We start from the raw sequence: 15343 nt of genomic DNA on the forward strand, positions 1-15343 counted from the left end.
GTGACGGGCCTGCGTGTGGTTGCGACGGATGTACTCACGACACTCCTGCCTACGGTTTCACAGCTCCCTCCAGCTGCCCCTCCACATTCGCGCCTCCGCGCCCGGGGGACGAGGTGGACCCGGCACCGGTCTCGCCCCGTCGATGGTGGCCGGACCACCGGTGGCACCCCTGACCGGCCTGCGCGGCAGGGCGGCCGACATCCCGGCAGGGGGAAGGAGTGTGGCCCGACCACCAGGGGCCGGAAACCGGCCACCGGTGCGTCGGCGGCGTTTCGTCCCGTGTGCGAGGGAACTGACACACTCGGCGCGTCGCCTTTGACCCGGATGTCGCCCCGGCCGAACATCGCAGAACGAGGCGGCTCGGGCCGGCTCCTGGTTAATGCCCCAGGCCAGGAACCCCCTGGCCGCCTCGCTCCCTGCCCGCCCTCTAAGGGTTGTCCCGTAATCCGCGGTGGGTTGGCGCACGGCGTCGGATGCGGTGCATCGCAAGGCGGAGGGTCGTCCTCATACTGGGCGTATTCGGGCGATCCGACAACGCAGCGTGGGGGCACCCCCGGCCGAAGGCTGGGGGAGTGCCGTAGCCGACGTCGTGCGCCCGCCGGGGATTACGGGACAGCCCTTAGCCTGGGGACATGGGCTTTCGAGGGCAGCTTCCGTTCGTCGGGGTCGTCGCCGCGGGCGGGGCCCTCGGCGCCGCCGCCCGCTACGGCGCCGCGCTCGTCTGGCCCACTCCGGCGGGCGCCTTCCCGTGGACCACGTTCGGCGTCAACACCCTCGGCTGCGCGGCGATCGGCGCCCTCGTCGTCCTGGTGACCGAGACCGGTACGGCCCCCCATCCGCTCGTCCGCCCCTTCCTCGGCACCGGGATCCTCGGCGGCTTCACCACCTTCTCCACCTACGCCCTCGACACGCAGCGTCTGCTCGGCGCGGGGGACACGGCCCGGGGCCTGGCATACATGGGGGCGACGGTGGCGGCGGCGCTCGCCGCCGTCTGGGCCGCGACCGCGGCCACCCGCGGCGTACTGGCGAGGAGGACGGCATGACGAGACTGGCGGGCAGGGCCCTGAGGGTGACGATCCTGGTGGGCGAGAGCGACACGTGGCACCACCGCCCCCTCTCCTCCGAGATCGTCCACCGCGCGCACGCGGCCGGCCTCGCCGGAGCCTCCGTCTTCCGCGGGATCGAGGGCTTCGGCGCCTCCTCCCTGATCCACACCTCGCGGCTGCTGTCGCTGAGCGAGGACCTCCCGGTCGCGATCCTCATCGTGGACACCGAGGAACGGGTCCGGGCCTTCCTGCCCGAGCTGGAGGAGCTGGTGACGGAGGGTCTGGTCATCCTCGACGCCTGCGAGGTCGTCCGCTACGCCGGCCGGGAGACGACGGGGTGAACTGGCTGCTCGTGCTGGCCGGCGCGGCGGTCGGCGCGCCCCTGCGCTACCTGACGGACCGCGCCGTCCAGAGGCGCCACGACTCGGTGTTCCCCTGGGGCACGTTCACGGTCAACGTCGCCGGCTCGTTCGTGCTCGGTCTCCTCACCGGGGTCTCCTCCGCGCACACCTGGCTGCTGCTCGGCACCGGCCTGTGCGGGGCGCTGACGACGTACTCGACCTTCTCCTACGAGACGCTGAGGCTCTACGAGAGCGGGGCCCGCGGGTACGCCGCGGCCAACGTCGCCGGGAGCCTCGCGGCCGGACTCGGCGCCGTCTGGCTGGGCGTCGAGGCAGCCGTCCTGGTCTGAGGTCTCCGCAACCGGGCCGTTCGGTGGCAGTGTGCTGCCCACGATCTTCCGAGACGAGGGACGGGACGCATGGCCTGGGCGGACTTCCAGTACGAGATCTACCTCAACGGCATGACCGGGGCGGTGCCCCGGCTGCCCACCGACCTGACCCGGCTGGAGGAGCTGACCGCCCGGCGGCTCGGCCCCGGCCCGGTCGGCTACGTCGCCGGCAGCGCGGGCGACGGATCCACCGCCCGCGCCAACCGGGCCGCCCTGGCACGCCGCAGGATCGTCCCGCGCATGCTGCGCGACGTGCGCGAACGGGACCTCTCCTGCGAACTGCTCGGCAGGCCGGTCCCGGCACCGGTCGCCCTCGCGCCCGTCGGCGTCCTGTCGATCCTGCACCCGGGCGCCGAACCGGCGGCGGCCCGAGCCGCGGCGGCACGCGGTGTGCCGTACGTGCTGTCCTCCGCCTCCAGCACACCGATGGAAGCGGTCGCGGAGGCGATGGGGGAGGGCGAACGGTGGTTCCAGCTCTACTGGCCCAAGGACGTCGAGGTCGCCCGTTCCTTCCTGCGCCGTGCCGAGGCGGCCGGATTCACCGCCCTGTTCGTCACGCTCGACACCCCGCTGCTCTCCTGGCGCCCCCGTGACCTCGACCAGGCGTACCTGCCGTTCCTGCACGGGGTCGGCACCGCCAACTACTTCAGCGACCCGGCGTTCCGGGCGGGCCTGGCCAAGCCAGTCGAGGAGGACCCGAACGCGGCCGTCATGCACTTCGTGTCGATGTTCGCCGACCCGGGGAAGACCTGGCCGGATCTGGCGTTCCTGCGGGAGAACTGGGCCGGTCCGATCGTCCTGAAGGGCATCCTGCACCCCGACGACGCCCACGCGGCGGCCGAGGCCGGTATGGACGGCGTCGTCGTCTCCAACCACGGCGGCCGGCAGGTCGCCGGAGCCGTCGCCGCCGCGGACGCGCTGCCGGGCGTCGCCGACGCGGTCGGCGACCGGCTGACCGTCCTCTTCGACAGCGGCATCCGTACCGGGGACGACATCGCCAAGGCGCTGGCCCTCGGCGCGGACGGCGTGCTCGTCGGCCGCCCGTACGCCTACGGGCTGGCGCTGGACGGGGAGCAGGGCGTGGACCACGTGATCCGCTGCCTGCTCGCCGAACTCGACCTGACCCTGGCCCTGTCGGGGCACGCGACACCGGGGACGCTGAGCCGCGCCGACCTGACGGAGGGCCCGGAGGTCTGACGTACGGCGCCGACCGGGCACCGGGGCGGCACCCGGTCCCCCGGCTCCGCGCCCCGCCGTCAGAGCGCGACGAGCGTCGTCTCGGTCGCCTTGACGCTGGTCCACACGGGCGTGCCCTCGGCGAGGCCGAGTTCGGCGGCGGCCTGCGGGGTGATCTCGGCGACGAGGTCCGGCGCGTTCGGCGAGGTGACGAGGATCCGGAGGCGGCTGCCGCTCGCGGTGATCTCCCGCACAGTGCCCGGCCAGACGTTGCGGGGGCTGCCGCCCGGCTTCTCGCGGTGGAGCGCGACGGCCTCCGGCGCGATGACGGCGAGGGCGTCCGTGCCCGGCGGCAGCGGGTCGGCGGTGACGAGGGTGCCGCCGCCGGTCGGCGCCAGCCCGTCGGCGGTGGCGGTGCCGGGCCAGGCGTTGCGGCCCAGCATGCGCGCGACCCAGGGCGAGCGGGGATGGCGGCTGACCTCGGCCGGCGGGGCGTCCTGGAGGGCCCGGCCCTCGTCGAGTACGAGGACACGGTCCGCGAGGGAGACGGCCTCGACGGGGTCGTGGGTGACGATCAGGCAGACGCCGCCGAAACGCCGGAGATGGGTGCGCAGCGTGTGGCGGACGTGGGCGCGGGTGGTCTGGTCGAGCGCGGCGAGCGGTTCGTCGAGCACCAGGAGCCGGGGACGGGCGGCCAGCGCGCGGGCCAGGGCGACGCGTTGGGCCTGGCCGCCGGAGAGCTGGGCGGGCCGGCGGTGGGCCAGGTGACCCACGCCGAGCCGGTCGAGCCAGTCCTGTGCGGTCCGCCGGGCTTCTCCGCGGCGTACGCCCTGAACGCGCAGCCCGTACGCGGTGTTCGCCAGCGCCGTCATGTGGGGGAAGAGGGCGCCGTCCTGCGGCACCCACGCGACCCGACGGCGGTGCGGCGGCAGTTCGGTGACATCGGCGCCGCCGAGCCGCAGGACGGCGTGGGCGCGGGGGGTGAGGCCGAGCAGAGCGCGCAGCAGGGTGGTCTTGCCCGCGCCGTTGGGGCCGACGACGGCGATCGTCGTGCCCGGCTCGGCGTCCAGTGTCAGGCGGGTGAAGCCCGTGACCTCGGCGTGCAGCGGCCAGCGCGCCGCGGGCTCGGCGGGGCCGGCCGCCTCGACACCGCCCGTCTTCGCGAGGGGGATCCCGAGCGGTCCGGGAGCGCCCGGGGCTCCGCTCTCCGGGCCGCCCGCGCCGCCCGGGTCCGCCGGGTCCTTCGCGCGCCGCTCGCGACCGGCGGGGGTACCGGTCCACCGGCCGCGCAGGGCGATGAGCACGGCCATGGCGATCACCAGGAGCAGCAGGGAGACGGAGGTGGCGGCCTCCGGCTCCTCCTGGAGCAGCAGGTAGACCTGGAGCGGCAGGGTCTGTGTGGTGCCGGGCAGGTTCCCCGCGAAGGTGATCGTCGCGCCGAACTCGCCGAGGGCCCGGGCCCAGGTGAGCGCGGCGCCCGCGATCAGGCCGGGCGCGACCATGGGCAGGGTGACGGTGAAGAAGACCCGGACCGGTGAGGCTCCGAGCGAGGCCGCCGTCTCCTCGTACCGCGGGCGCAGTCCGCCGAGCGCCCCTTCGAGGCTGATGACGAGGAAGGGCATCGCCACGAAGGTCGCGGCGAGCACGGCGCCGGAGGTGTGGAACGGGAGCGTGACGCCGAAGGTGTCCTCCAGCCAGGGGCCGAGCAGCCCGCGCCGCCCGAAGGCCAGCAGCAGCGCGACACCGCCGACCGTGGGCGGCAGCACCATGGGCAGCAGGACGAGGGAGCGGACGACCGTCTTGCCCGGGAAGGACACCCGGGCCAGCAGCCAGGCCAGCGGCACGCCCAGGACCAGCGAGAGACCGAGCGCCCAGAACGACACCAGCAGCGACAGGCGCAGCGCCCGCAGCGTGCCCGGCGCGCCGAGATGGCCGGCCAGCTCGCTCCACTGGGTGCGTACGAGGATGCCGGCCAGCGGGAGCAGCAGGAACGCCACGGCCACCAGCGCGGGGAGCGCCAGCGTGACCGGCACGCGCGGGCCCGGCGTACGAACGCCTGCTCGTCTCATCGATGCTCCCTGGGTCGGGGGAGGTGGTGCGGGGGGCTGCCCATTCCCCCCGGGACGGGCAGCCGCCTGCGATCCGGGGGCTACGGGCGCTGGAAGCCGGCGTCCTGGAGGATCTTCTGCGCCTCCGGCGAGGACAGCCACGCCACGAAGGCGGCCGCCGCCTCGGCGTTCGCGGACTCCTTCAGTGTGGCGGCCGGGTAGGCGGCGATCGCGTTCTGCGCGTCCGGGATCTCCACCGCGTCGACCTTGTCCGCGGCGGACGCGGCGTCGGTCTTGTAGACGAGACCGGCGTCGGCCTCGCCGAGTTCGACCTTGCTGAGCACGGCGCGGACGTTCGGCTCCTGGGAGACCGGCTTCACCGTGATCTTCTGGGCGTCCAGGATCTTCTTGCTGTACTTGCCGGCGGGCACCTCGGGCGCGGCCAGGACGACCTTCAGCCTGGTGTCGGCCAGGTCCTTCAGCTCGTCGACCTTGTGCGGGTTGCCCTCGCCGGTGGCGATGACGAGCCGGTTCCTCGCGATGACGGTCGGGGTCCCGGTGTCCGCCTTCACCTTGTCCATGCTCTTGGTGTCGGCGGTGACCAGCGCGTCGGCCGGGGAGCCCTGCGCGACCTGGGCGACGAGCTCCTGGGAGCCGGCGAAGGAGAAGGTGATCCCCGTGCCGGGGTGCGTCTTCTCGTACGCGGCGCCCGCGGCCTTGAAGACGTCCGTCAGGGACGCGGCGGCGAGCACCGTGAGCTGCGCGGCGGGCGCTCCGCTCGCGGAGGCGGACGGCCGGGAGCCGGCGGCGTCCTCCTTGGTGTCGCCGTCGCCGCAGGCGGCCAGCGGCACGAGCAGGGCGGCCGTCAGGGCGGCGGCCGCGGCACGACGTCCGGTGAGGGTCGGGGTGAAGGGCATGGCGGCGGAACTCCTTGGGGACGTGGCCGGCGGATGCCGTCCGGCGCGGAAGAGATCGAGCCGCGTCGGTGACGGGCGCCGCCGCTCGTGGTGCGCGAGGGGTTCAGGTGCGGTCGATGTGCACGCTGGTCGACTTCACGCGGGCGGTGGCCTGCATGCCGACTTCGAGTCCCAGCTCCTCGACGGCCTCACGGGTGAGGAGCGAGACGAGGCGGTGGGGCCCGGCCTGGATCTCGACCTGTGCGGCGACGTCGCCGAGCTTGACCGCGGTGACGATGCCCGGGAAGGCGTTGCGCGCCGAGGTGTAGGACGCGTCCTCCTCGGTGCCGCTCTGGGCGATCTCCACGGAGAAGGCTGCCAGCGCCCGCCCGTCGATCAGCCGGCGGCCGCTCTCGTCGCGATGGGTCGCGACCCGGCCGGCGTCCGCCCAGCGACGAGCGGTGTCGGGGCTGACGCCGAGCAGACGGGCCGCCTGCCCGATGGTGTAGGACTGCATGTGCGTCACCGTAGAGCGATCCGGCTGGCATCTGCAACAAGTCTGTGCGTCCGTCCATCGTGGATGCGAGTTCTCTCGGAGGAACGGACGAAAGGCGGCACCGGGCGTCTCGACGGGTGGACGGAGCGGGGCTCCGGGCGCCCCCGGCCCGCGTCGCGTCCCGCACGGCGGCGGCCCCCGCTCGTGTCGCCGGAGCCCCCGTCCCGACCACCCCCCTTCCGGCGGGGTGACCGGGACCGTGCCACCTCGTTGCCCGGTCGTAACGATCAAGCTGTGGAGGTGGATGGTGAACGGACCGCGCACGAACACGGCGGCCGAGGTGCCGGCTCTGGGCGATGCCGGAGACGTACGGAGAGCGGTCGGGGGCCTGGCCGAGGGGTGCGCGGTGGCGCACGGGTTCGGCAACTTCTACGCCCTCACCGCGCGTGCCGACCGGGCCGTCGTCGAGCGGGTCAACCGGATGAAGGGCCGCCCGGCCGAGCAGGCCGCTAGCGTCACCACCGTCCGCGAGCAGGTCCGGTCCGTCTTCGACTGGAGCCTGCTGCCCCCGCAGCTGCCGCGCCGGCAGATCGAGGACCTCGTCGAAGAGCTCTTCCTGCTCGGTCCGTTCGGCTTCCGCGGCCCCGCGGCGACGCGCGTTCCGCCGCATCTGACGGTCGTCCGGGACGGGATGCCCACCGTTCAGCTGATCGGCCCCGGCTACCGGTGCCCGTCCAACGCGTTCCTCGCCGCGGCGCTGGAGCGGACGAGCACGCGGTTCCTCTCCATCACCTCGGTGAACCGCTCGCGGCACCTGACGGGGGCGGCGCACGAGCCGGCCCACTGGCGGGCCGCCGGGGTGCTCGCGGAGTTCGGCCACGAGTCGGGCGTCCGCGTCCTCGGCCACGACGACGAGGCGGCCGCCCGCCGCCGGCACCCCCATCACGCGCTGACGTCGACGACGGTGCTGTCCTTCCACCACGTGCCCGGGGACGGCGGCTCGAAGCCGCCCGCCCTGACCCTCGAACGGCACGGCTCCCTCTCCGCGGACCACACCCGGGCCGTCGCCGCGAACCACGGATTCTCCCTGCGCATCGCCCCGCAGGCCGCCCGCAGACTCGTGGCCCGGGCCTACGAGGACTGACCGGACGGCGGGACGCGCGCCCCGGGACATCGGGCCGAGTGCGGGGGGTCCGGCTTGGACTCCCCGCCCGGGCGAGGCCTACGCCACGTCGACGCCGTATCCGCGTACGAGAGCCTCCAGCCCGTGGTCGTAGCCCTGGCCGACGGCGCGGAAGCGCCACAGCGGGCCACGGCGGTAGATCTCTGCCAGGAGCAGAGTGCGTTCGCTGGTGGCGGCGTCCAGGGTGGCCTGGGCCGTGGGCGGAGCGTCGACGCCGGACGCGAGGGTGATCTGCACGGCTCCCACGCCACCGAAGGTGGCGGCTCCGTCGATCGCGGCGGCGACGGCGACCCGGCGGGCGCCGGGAGGGAGCGCGGCGAGATCGACGGCAATGGTCTGCTCGGTCGGGCCGTCGCAGAGCAGGCGGGCGGATCCGTCGGGGCTCTCCGGCGCGCCGTAGAAGACGAAGTCCCCATCGCTGGATACCTGCTCGTCCTCGTCGAGGACGAACGCGACGACGTCGATCTCGCAGTTCGTCTGCTGCGCCCAGGAGGCACCCACGTGCCAGTGGCCGCCGGCGGGGAGGGCGGGAAGGTCGACGACTCCGCCGCGCGGCAGGACGTCGGCCGTCGCGTCGTCCCGGGCGCCGACTCCGGGTTCCTCGGGGGTGGGGGCTCCGAGCCACACCGGCGCGTGGACCGGCAGCCCCAGCGTGGTGATGCGGGTCATGCGGCGGTCGCGGTCGCCCCCGGGGAAGAGCACGACGTCGGTGACGCTCGCCGACAGGTTGATGGCGGCGGCGCCGCCCAGCTCGACGACTCGGGCCCGGGCGGCGGACGCCTCCTCGTGGGTGCCGCCCAGGACGAGGATCCGTCGTCGCCCGAACGGGCGGGCGGAGCGTGCGGTCTCGGCCTGCCGGGGCGCCGGCACGCCCATGACGTGCCCGTCCACCGTCGCCGCAGGCGAGGTCGGGAGGGGTGCCGGCGACGCCTCTTCTGCCGGGGGCGCGACGGGCGCCTGCGGCGCCGCTGCCGCGGATGTCTGCGACGGCTGCTTCTCGTGAGGCGTACCAGGGCGTACGTCGCCCAGCAGATCGAGGAAGGCGCGTTCGTCGAGGACCGGGACGCCCTCGGCGAGGGCGCGTCGTGCCTTCGCCGAGCCGGAGGCAGTGTCGTTGGTGACGAGGGCGCTGGTGTGCCGGCTGACCGACGACATCACGTTCAGGCCGGCGGCGACGGCCCGGGCCACCAACTCGGCCCGGGAGGTCGTGGTCTCGCCCGTGATGGCGATCTTCATGCCCTGGACGAGCGGGCCGCCGGGCGCCGGGCGGCCCGGGTTGCGGTACGCGCACGGAGTCTTCGGCGGATTCGGCGCGAACCGCGGATCCTGCCGGGGCGGGCAGGGCACCAGCGGCAGCGGGAGGTCCAGCCGCGCGGCTTCCGAGAGGGAGGCCCGGAAGATCCCCGCGAGGACGCGCGTGTCGTCCAGGGCATCATGAGCCCTGGTCTGCGGCACGCCGTAGTGGGCGGCCAAGGACGCCAGGCTGAGGCCGGCGCCGGGCGGCTCGACACGCCGGTTCAAGGCAAGGGTGCACAGGCGCTGGGTGACGGGGAGATGGAGCCGGGCGCGGGCGAACTCGTGGGCGAGGAAGTCGTAGTCGAACTGCGCGTTGTGGGCCACCATCACGCGGTCCTGCAGGAGCGCGCCGATCCGCCCGGCGACCTGCTCGAACGTCGGGGCGCCGCGCAGCCGCTCCGCGGTCAGACCGTGGATGTGCACGGGGCCGGGGTCGCAGCCCGGGTCCAGCAGCGTGGAGTACTCGCCGGTCGGCGTCCCGTCCGGCCCGAAGGTCAGCACCGCGATCGAAAGGACCCGGTCACGCCGGGCTACCAGACCGGACGTCTCGACGTCGACCAAGGCCCAGTCGTACGCGTAGTCGGGCAGGTGTGACACGTCGAGCGCGAGGGCTACGGGAAGCATGACGGTAAGGATGATCCGGACGTGGTTGCCGGTTCAACCTGAATGCCGATTTGTCCCTGGTTCTCCGGAGAGTTCGCCCCCCGGGACTTCGGGCCGCCGACGCGTGCGATCCGGCCGGCGGCACGGGTTCTCGAAGTCCGCCGGAGATTTTCGCGAGGGGATGTCGAGAACCCGCGCGCGGCTCCGTCCCAGGAGCGGAACACGGCCACAATGGGCCGTACCTCAGCAAGGAGAAGACGATGGCCAAGTACCTGCTGCTCAAGCACTACCGGGGCGCGCCGGCATCGGTCAACGACGTGCCGATGGACCAGTGGGAGCCGGAGGAGGTCTCGGCCCACCTGCAGTACATGCGTGACTTCGCCGCTCGGCTCGAAGGCACCGGCGAGTTCGTCGACAGCCAGGCGCTCTCCCCGGAGGGCACGTTCGTCCGCTACGACGGCGAGGGCCGGCCGCCGGTCACCGACGGCCCGTTCGCGGAGACCAAGGACCTGATCGCCGGCTGGATGGTGATCGACGTCGAGACCTACGAGCGCGCGATCGAGCTGGCGGGCGAGCTGTCCGCGGCTCCGGGCGCGGGCGGGAAGCCGATCCACGAGTGGCTCGAACTGCGCCCGTTCTACGGCGTGCAGCCCACGGCCACCGAGTGAACGAGTCGCTGCTCCGGGAGCTGGTACCCGCGGTGATCGGTGTTCTCGTCCGTCGCGGAGCCGACTTCGCGGCGGCCGAGGACGCCGTGCAGGAAGCCCTGGTCGAGGCCGTGCGAGGGTGGCCGGACGACGCTCCGCGGGATCCCAAGGGCTGGCTGGTCACGGTGGCCTGGCGCAAGTTCCTCGACGCCGTCCGCGCCGACACCTCGCGGCGCCGGCGGGAGGAGCTGGTCGAGGCCGAGCCCACGCCCGACCCGGGCGAGGCGCTGGACGACACGCTGCAGCTGTACTTCCTGTGCGCGCACCCGTCCCTGACGCCGGCCTCGGCCGTCGCGCTCACGCTGCGCGCGGTCGGCGGTCTGACCACGCGCCAGATCGCGCAGGCCTACCTCGTGCCGGAGGCGACCATGGCCCAGCGGATCAGCAGGGCCAAGCGGACCGTCTCCGGCGTCCGGTTCGACCGGCCCGGTGACGTGGCCACGGTGCTGCGCGTGCTCTATCTGGTCTTCAACGAGGGCTACTCCGGCGACGTCGACCTGTCCGCCGAGGCGATCCGGCTCACTCGCCAACTGGCGGTCAGGTACCCCCACGAGGAGGTCGCGGGCCTGCTGGCCCTGATGCTGCTCCACCACGCCCGGCGCCCGGCCCGGACCGGCCCCGACGGCAGGCTCGTGCCGCTCGCCGAGCAGGACCGCGGTCTGTGGGACACCCGACTGATCACCGAGGGCGTCGAGGTGCTGCAGGCCGCCCTCGCCCGCGATCGCCTGGGCGAGTTCCAGGCCCAGGCGGCCGTCGCCGCGCTCCACGCCGACGCCCGTACGGCCGAGGAGACCGACTGGGTGCAGATCGTCGAGTGGTACGACGAACTGCTGCGTCTCACCGACAACCCGGTGGCCCGGCTCAACCGTGCCGTCGCGGTGGGCGAGGCCGACGGCCCGCGGGCCGGCCTCGCCGCGCTGGAGGGCCTCGACCCGTCCCTGCCACGGCACGCCGCCGTCGCGGCCCACCTGCACGAGCGGGACGGTGACGCGGTGACCGCGGCACGCCTCTACGCCCAGGCCGCCCGGTCCGCGCCCAACCTCCCGGAGCGCGACCACCTCACCCGGCAGGCGGCCCGGCTCAACGCGCGGCTGCGCGGTTGACCGGCGGGTCCTGTCCTCGAAGATCGCCCGGACAGACCGAGGGGGCGTCTTGCCGATCTTGCCGGGCTCGCGGTGTCCTGCGACGCCGTCTCCGGCGTTGTCGTCGGTCGTCATGGCTCCGCCATGCCTCTCTCCTCCGCCTTGGATCCGAAGCCCCAGGACACCGCTCACTGACCCGGCCTGATCGGCAAGACACCCCCTAGTCGACGCGATGGGCGCCGTGGCGGACTTCCCGGAGGGTGACCTTCGACGGAAGGAGGTCAAGGCCGGCCGAGTCCCGTGCCCGTGCGAGCGTTTCACGGCTGAGTCGTACCAGGGTCCGCTCGGGTTGCGCGTGAGGCTCCAGTCGCAGCCGCACTCGCGCGACGGGGGCAGTGCGGCTGCCCCTGAGCCGGACGTCGGCCCGCGAGACGCCGTCCAGGGCCTGCGCCTCCTCCTCGATCGCATCCTCCAGGGCGCGGCCGTCGAGTTGGGCCGCTGCACCGTCTCCGGTGTCGATGAGGACGTGGTCCAGCCGGTCTTTGCGCAGTTGCGCGACAAGCCAGCCCAGGAAGAGCAGCAACAGTACGGCGAGCGCCGCGATGACGGCCGGCCACCACCAGTCTTCCTCCCGCCAGCGGGTGCGCCCTTCGACGCCCAGCACGACGTCGGCCGGGCCGCGGAAGGGCCACCAGCCGGGCACGTCGAAATCCCAGTGGCGCTGCAGATCCAGGCCGCCCAGCAGCACGCCGCCGCCCAGGGCGAACAGCCCGAGGCCGAGCAGGCCCAGCAGGACCCGGTTCACCGTCTTGAGCATCGGGATCGACCTCACCGTTTCTTCGGGCGGCGGACGCGCACGGACAGCGTGGGCTGCCGGGCGAGACCCAGGGTCGTCACGGCTTCGCCCAGCGCGGCATCGAGGTCCGCGCGTACCTGGTCGAGATCACGGAAATGCACCTGCGCCTGGGCTTTGACCTTCCGGCGCCCCACATCGACCCGAGCCGACTGGACGCCGGACACCCGCATGGCTCGGTCACGCAGGAGCAGGGCGGCCGCGCGGCGGTCGAGGCCGGCGTGGACCTCCCCCGTTCCTTCGGTGTCGGGAAGCCTGCGCATGGGAAGCAGCCTGCGCAGCCCTGGCGTCACCGCCAGCAGGAACAGCCACAGTCCGAGGGCCATGGCCACCGCGGCTCCGACGATCACCCAGACGTCGTCCAAGGGCCGTGTGGCCAGCTCATCGGCGAGCTGCCGTCGCCAGGCCATCCCGGGTTGGCCGGCCCGCACCGACACCACGTCGTAGAGGAGCAGGCCCGTGGCTGCGACGGACACCAGGGCCACGATGATCGCGGGGATGCGCCGCGAGGACCAGAAGCGGCGCGGTGACCTGCCCGATTCCCGGCTGGGCTGTGCCGTGCCGGGGTCTTGTTCCGCCGTGGAGGAAGTCGGCTCTTCCGGATCGGGGGGAAGGGCGCTGTCGCCGTTCGGCTGCGTGTTCGCGCTCATGTCACCCGCTCCAGGTCTCCATGCCGCGAGTGAACCGAGTGCAGCCCCTCGACCGACACCACGAGGTGGGACACGTCCATGCCGGCCCATGCCGCGAGCCGTTCGGCGACCTCTCGGCGCACCGCAGCGCACTGAGCCCCGATGTCCGACGGATAGCCCAGCTCCACGGCGATCCGCGCCCGGACCTCGCCGAGCATCGGCCGACTCTCGGCAGGATCGCCTTCCCGCCCCTCCCCGTTCCGCTCCGGTGCCCGCCGTACGGACGCCGTCACGTGGGGCGTCCGGCGACCGGGAGGCACCTGGCCGGCCGACTCGGTGAACCGACTCAGCGCCTCGCGCGCCACCTGGGCGGCGATCTTCGCGACGACCCGGTCGGACACCGTGGTCGCTCCCCGCTCCCCGCGGGGGACGGCCGGGCGCCGATCGGCTTGCCTGGTCACTGCCGCCAGTCTCTCCGAGCCCGGCGCTGGTCATCGCGAATCCGTTCCTGGTCGTCCCGGCGGCGGACGAAGTAACCCGGTTCGAGATCACCCTCCGCCAGCAGTCCGACCACAAGTCCGACGGCACCCAGCGCCAGCACCAGCAGGAAGGCCCAGAAGCCACCGAAGTACGCGGCGAAACCCAGTGCCATTCCGGCGATCAGACCCACCACGGCTCTGCTCATCACGCGCTCCTTCACTCAGTCGCCGGGCTACTGCAGCCGCTGCCGCCCATCCCCTTCGTCCTCTTCGTCCTCCTCGTCGGGCAGTTTCACATCACTGACCGTGATGTTGACTTCCACGACCTCTCGCCCGGCCAACCGCTCCACTGCGGAGATCACGTTCTCCCGTACGGCACCGGCCACGTCCGTGATGGAGACGCCGTAGTCGACGACGATCTCCAGATCGATGGCCGCCTGCACCTCTCCCACCTCGACGCTGACCCCGCGGGTGACGGACTTGCCGCTACCGGCGCCGGGCATCCGCTCCCGCATGGACCCCATCGAGCGCGAGAATCCGCTGCCCAGAGCATGAACGCCGGGCACGTCCCGCGCCGCGATTCCGGCGATCTTCTCCACCACTACATCGGCGATGGTCGTCCGGCCACGAGAGCCGGGCGCGCCACCATGCTTGACGCCGGAGTTCTCACTCATCAGGCCATTCCTCCCTGAAGGGGTACACCTGGCAATCTTGGCTTTATCCTAATTTTATAGCTCTTTTTGGGTGAAATGGGACCGCGCGCCGAGGCGGCCGGACGGGCGCCACGAGCGTTCCGGCGCGGCTCCAGGAACGAGCGTGGGAGAGGGTGGACCGGTGAAGACCGAGGCGTGGACGCGGGCCGTACGCGGCCAGCTCGACCTGGGCCGACTGCTCCCGCTCGGAGGGCCCGACGACGGGACATGGATCACCGAGCAAGCGGCCGTCCGGGCCCTCTGGCCTACGGCCGGCGACATTCCCGGGGTCAGACTGGGTCGCATGCGCATCGGAGCGGCACCGCGCGAGCCCGTGGCCGAACCGGCCGTCCGCCCGCCGGCCAGCGCACTACCGCCGGGCCCGCTCAGGATCGAGGCCGCCTTCACCGCATCCCTGACGCAACCGGTACAGCAGGCCGCCGAACAGTTGAGGACGACGCTGCTCGACGGGGCCGCTGAACGGCTCGGCCTGACCGCCGTGGCAGTCGACCTGAGCCTCACCGATCTCCACGAAGGCCCGGAGGAGCCCCCGTCGAAAGCCCCGCCCGCGCGAAGCTCTGCCTCCTCGGCCGAAAGAGAACCCCTGCGGGGGCCTGGCGGGAAGCTGGCCGACGTCGCGTCGGCCGTGCCGGGCGTCGCCCGCCTCACGGCCCCGCTGGGAGGCCGCCCGGTCAGGGTGGAGGAACAGGACGATCCGCCGGGCCGGCACGTGCAGATCCAGCTCGCCGTAGCGCCCGGACACCATCCCCTGGAAGTCGCCCGTGCCGTCCGGACGGCCGTGACCGCCGTACCCACCGGTGACACCCGCGGGCCGGCGACCGTGGCCGTCCTCGTCACAGAAGTCGCCGCCTGAGGACTGTCCTGCGGTCCGCGCGGTCGTGCGCCCCCCGGAGACCGGGCGCAGCCGGATCGGCAGGGCCCGGTAGGTCGTGTTGCCCCGTCGATCGGCGTTGATCGCCGCACACTGAAGTTCTTCAGCGCGGCACGTCGAGGAGTGGAGTCCAGATGGCGAGCGAGCCGGTTCTGTTGTTCGACGGGGACTGCGGTTTCTGTGGCAGAACAGTCGAGATGGTTCGGCGCATCATCCAGCCGCGTGTGCAATTCGTCCCCTGGCAGTACGCCGACCTCGCCGCCTTGGACGTCACCGAAGCCAGAGCCGACCGCGAGGTCCTCTGGATCAGTCCTGCCGGCGGCAAGGTCCACGGTGGACCACGCGCCCTGTCCGCAGTGCTGATGTGCGGACGAAGGCGCTGGTGGTGGCTCGGCTTTGCTCTTCGGGTGCCGCCTGTCAACTGGATGGCACTGGGTGTCTACCGGGTAGTCGCGAGGAACCGCCATCGCATGCCGGGCGGCACAGCCACCTGCTCTCTTCCCGCCCACATGCGAGGGAACCCGGACCGCTGACC

The 15343-nt window shown here is 73.1% G+C and carries 18 protein-coding genes; 9 read left to right on the forward strand and 9 right to left on the reverse strand.

All coding sequences use genetic code 11. The features are described 5' to 3' along the window. Positions 1–632 precede the first annotated feature (632 nt). The 4 genes from ACE1OA_RS22335 (at position 633) to ACE1OA_RS22350 (ending at position 2973) form a co-directional block, all read left to right on the forward strand. Positions 633–1043: a FluC/FEX family fluoride channel gene (locus tag ACE1OA_RS22335; RefSeq protein ID WP_356777612.1), complete on the forward strand. Its 411-nt coding sequence runs from the start codon at positions 633–635 to the stop codon at positions 1041–1043. Continuing rightward, positions 1040–1387, forward strand: a complete 348-nt coding sequence (locus tag ACE1OA_RS22340) for a DUF190 domain-containing protein (protein ID WP_356598942.1) — start codon at positions 1040–1042, stop codon at positions 1385–1387. The genes ACE1OA_RS22335 and ACE1OA_RS22340 overlap by 4 nt, the downstream gene beginning before the upstream one ends. Beyond that, entirely contained in the window at positions 1384–1737 is a 354-nt protein-coding gene (crcB, locus tag ACE1OA_RS22345; protein WP_147976153.1) for a fluoride efflux transporter CrcB, read from the forward strand. Before ACE1OA_RS22340 ends, crcB begins: the two co-directional genes overlap by 4 nt. Positions 1738–1806: 69 nt before the next feature. Continuing rightward, positions 1807–2973: a lactate 2-monooxygenase gene (locus tag ACE1OA_RS22350; RefSeq protein ID WP_356598940.1), complete on the forward strand. Its 1167-nt coding sequence runs from the start codon at positions 1807–1809 to the stop codon at positions 2971–2973. A gap of 59 nt (positions 2974–3032) precedes the next feature. On the opposite strand, the gene ACE1OA_RS22355 is transcribed toward ACE1OA_RS22350, so the two are convergent. From ACE1OA_RS22355 to ACE1OA_RS22365, 3 genes are all read right to left on the reverse strand, one after another. After that, positions 3033–5021 (reverse strand): ABC transporter permease, encoded by a 1989-nt coding sequence (locus tag ACE1OA_RS22355; protein WP_432753267.1) that lies wholly within the window; start codon positions 5019–5021, stop codon positions 3033–3035. An 80-nt stretch (positions 5022–5101) separates the two neighbouring features. Beyond that, positions 5102–5917, reverse strand: coding sequence for a molybdate ABC transporter substrate-binding protein (gene modA, locus ACE1OA_RS22360; protein WP_432753268.1), 816 nt, complete (start codon positions 5915–5917; stop codon positions 5102–5104). A 103-nt stretch (positions 5918–6020) separates the two neighbouring features. After that, positions 6021–6413: a TOBE domain-containing protein gene (locus ACE1OA_RS22365; RefSeq protein ID WP_356598934.1), complete on the reverse strand. Its 393-nt coding sequence runs from the start codon at positions 6411–6413 to the stop codon at positions 6021–6023. Between the two features lie 286 nt (positions 6414–6699). Between ACE1OA_RS22365 and ACE1OA_RS22370 the strand changes: the two genes are divergently transcribed. After that, complete coding sequence (locus ACE1OA_RS22370) at positions 6700–7536, forward strand: hypothetical protein (RefSeq protein ID WP_432753269.1); 837 nt, start codon at positions 6700–6702, stop codon at positions 7534–7536. Between the two features lie 78 nt (positions 7537–7614). On the opposite strand, the gene ACE1OA_RS22375 is transcribed toward ACE1OA_RS22370, so the two are convergent. Next, a complete protein-coding gene (locus tag ACE1OA_RS22375) occupies positions 7615–9495 on the reverse strand; it encodes a TerD family protein (protein WP_384866696.1) in 1881 nt (626 codons plus the stop codon). A gap of 239 nt (positions 9496–9734) precedes the next feature. On the opposite strand from ACE1OA_RS22375, the gene ACE1OA_RS22380 reads away from it, so the two are divergent. Together ACE1OA_RS22380 and ACE1OA_RS22385 are read left to right on the forward strand one after the other, a co-directional pair. Further along, the gene (locus tag ACE1OA_RS22380; protein WP_384866694.1) at positions 9735–10142 is read left to right on the forward strand and encodes a YciI family protein; all 408 of its coding nucleotides are present in this window, start codon (positions 9735–9737) and stop codon (positions 10140–10142) included. Beyond that, complete coding sequence (locus ACE1OA_RS22385; RefSeq protein WP_356598928.1) at positions 10139–11284, forward strand: RNA polymerase sigma factor; 1146 nt, start codon at positions 10139–10141, stop codon at positions 11282–11284. Before ACE1OA_RS22380 ends, ACE1OA_RS22385 begins: the two co-directional genes overlap by 4 nt. 199 nt (positions 11285–11483) lie before the next feature. On the opposite strand, the gene amaP is transcribed toward ACE1OA_RS22385, so the two are convergent. From amaP to ACE1OA_RS22410, 5 genes are read right to left on the reverse strand one after another with little or no spacing between them, the layout of a single operon-like run. Next, the gene (amaP, locus tag ACE1OA_RS22390; protein ID WP_356777598.1) at positions 11484–12080 is read right to left on the reverse strand and encodes an alkaline shock response membrane anchor protein AmaP; all 597 of its coding nucleotides are present in this window, start codon (positions 12078–12080) and stop codon (positions 11484–11486) included. Between the two features lie 11 nt (positions 12081–12091). Next, complete coding sequence (locus ACE1OA_RS22395; RefSeq protein WP_432753270.1) at positions 12092–12766, reverse strand: DUF6286 domain-containing protein; 675 nt, start codon at positions 12764–12766, stop codon at positions 12092–12094. Beyond that, complete coding sequence (locus ACE1OA_RS22400) at positions 12763–13206, reverse strand: Asp23/Gls24 family envelope stress response protein (RefSeq protein WP_432753271.1); 444 nt, start codon at positions 13204–13206, stop codon at positions 12763–12765. The genes ACE1OA_RS22395 and ACE1OA_RS22400 overlap by 4 nt, the downstream gene beginning before the upstream one ends. Then, on the reverse strand, positions 13203–13430 hold the full coding sequence (locus ACE1OA_RS22405) for a hypothetical protein (RefSeq protein WP_356598918.1): 228 nt from the start codon (positions 13428–13430) through the stop codon (positions 13203–13205). The genes ACE1OA_RS22400 and ACE1OA_RS22405 overlap by 4 nt, the downstream gene beginning before the upstream one ends. 27 nt (positions 13431–13457) lie before the next feature. After that, positions 13458–13898 (reverse strand): Asp23/Gls24 family envelope stress response protein, encoded by a 441-nt coding sequence (locus ACE1OA_RS22410; protein ID WP_386542716.1) that lies wholly within the window; start codon positions 13896–13898, stop codon positions 13458–13460. A 322-nt stretch (positions 13899–14220) separates the two neighbouring features. Between ACE1OA_RS22410 and ACE1OA_RS22415 the strand changes: the two genes are divergently transcribed. Both ACE1OA_RS22415 and ACE1OA_RS22420 read left to right on the forward strand, forming a co-directional pair. Next, entirely contained in the window at positions 14221–14790 is a 570-nt protein-coding gene (locus ACE1OA_RS22415; protein WP_386542718.1) for a hypothetical protein, read from the forward strand. 152 nt (positions 14791–14942) lie between these two features. Next, on the forward strand, positions 14943–15341 hold the full coding sequence (locus tag ACE1OA_RS22420) for a thiol-disulfide oxidoreductase DCC family protein (RefSeq protein ID WP_356598912.1): 399 nt from the start codon (positions 14943–14945) through the stop codon (positions 15339–15341). Positions 15342–15343: the final 2 nt, after the last annotated feature.

Origin of the sequence: Streptomyces sp. JL2001 (assembly GCF_050917515.1) — a bacterium.
Taxonomy (GTDB): Bacteria; Actinomycetota; Actinomycetes; order Streptomycetales; family Streptomycetaceae; genus Streptomyces.

What these genes read in the sequence shown, in the direction of transcription:
- ACE1OA_RS22335 (WP_356777612.1), top strand. Translation starts at nt 633, where the DNA reads ATGGGCTTTCGAGGGCAGCTTCCGTTCGTCGGGGTCGTCGCCGCGGGC.
- ACE1OA_RS22340 (WP_356598942.1), top strand. Translation starts at nt 1,040, where the DNA reads ATGACGAGACTGGCGGGCAGGGCCCTGAGGGTGACGATCCTGGTGGGC.
- ACE1OA_RS22350 (WP_356598940.1), top strand. Translation starts at nt 1,807, where the DNA reads ATGGCCTGGGCGGACTTCCAGTACGAGATCTACCTCAACGGCATGACC.
- ACE1OA_RS22355 (WP_432753267.1), bottom strand. Translation starts at nt 5,021, where the DNA reads ATGAGACGAGCAGGCGTTCGTACGCCGGGCCCGCGCGTGCCGGTCACG.
- modA (WP_432753268.1), bottom strand. Translation starts at nt 5,917, where the DNA reads ATGCCCTTCACCCCGACCCTCACCGGACGTCGTGCCGCGGCCGCCGCC.
- ACE1OA_RS22365 (WP_356598934.1), bottom strand. Translation starts at nt 6,413, where the DNA reads ATGCAGTCCTACACCATCGGGCAGGCGGCCCGTCTGCTCGGCGTCAGC.
- ACE1OA_RS22375 (WP_384866696.1), bottom strand. Translation starts at nt 9,495, where the DNA reads ATGCTTCCCGTAGCCCTCGCGCTCGACGTGTCACACCTGCCCGACTAC.
- ACE1OA_RS22380 (WP_384866694.1), top strand. Translation starts at nt 9,735, where the DNA reads ATGGCCAAGTACCTGCTGCTCAAGCACTACCGGGGCGCGCCGGCATCG.
- amaP (WP_356777598.1), bottom strand. Translation starts at nt 12,080, where the DNA reads ATGCTCAAGACGGTGAACCGGGTCCTGCTGGGCCTGCTCGGCCTCGGG.
- ACE1OA_RS22395 (WP_432753270.1), bottom strand. Translation starts at nt 12,766, where the DNA reads ATGAGCGCGAACACGCAGCCGAACGGCGACAGCGCCCTTCCCCCCGAT.
- ACE1OA_RS22405 (WP_356598918.1), bottom strand. Translation starts at nt 13,430, where the DNA reads ATGAGCAGAGCCGTGGTGGGTCTGATCGCCGGAATGGCACTGGGTTTC.
- ACE1OA_RS22410 (WP_386542716.1), bottom strand. Translation starts at nt 13,898, where the DNA reads ATGAGTGAGAACTCCGGCGTCAAGCATGGTGGCGCGCCCGGCTCTCGT.
- ACE1OA_RS22415 (WP_386542718.1), top strand. Translation starts at nt 14,221, where the DNA reads ATGCGCATCGGAGCGGCACCGCGCGAGCCCGTGGCCGAACCGGCCGTC.
- ACE1OA_RS22420 (WP_356598912.1), top strand. Translation starts at nt 14,943, where the DNA reads ATGGCGAGCGAGCCGGTTCTGTTGTTCGACGGGGACTGCGGTTTCTGT.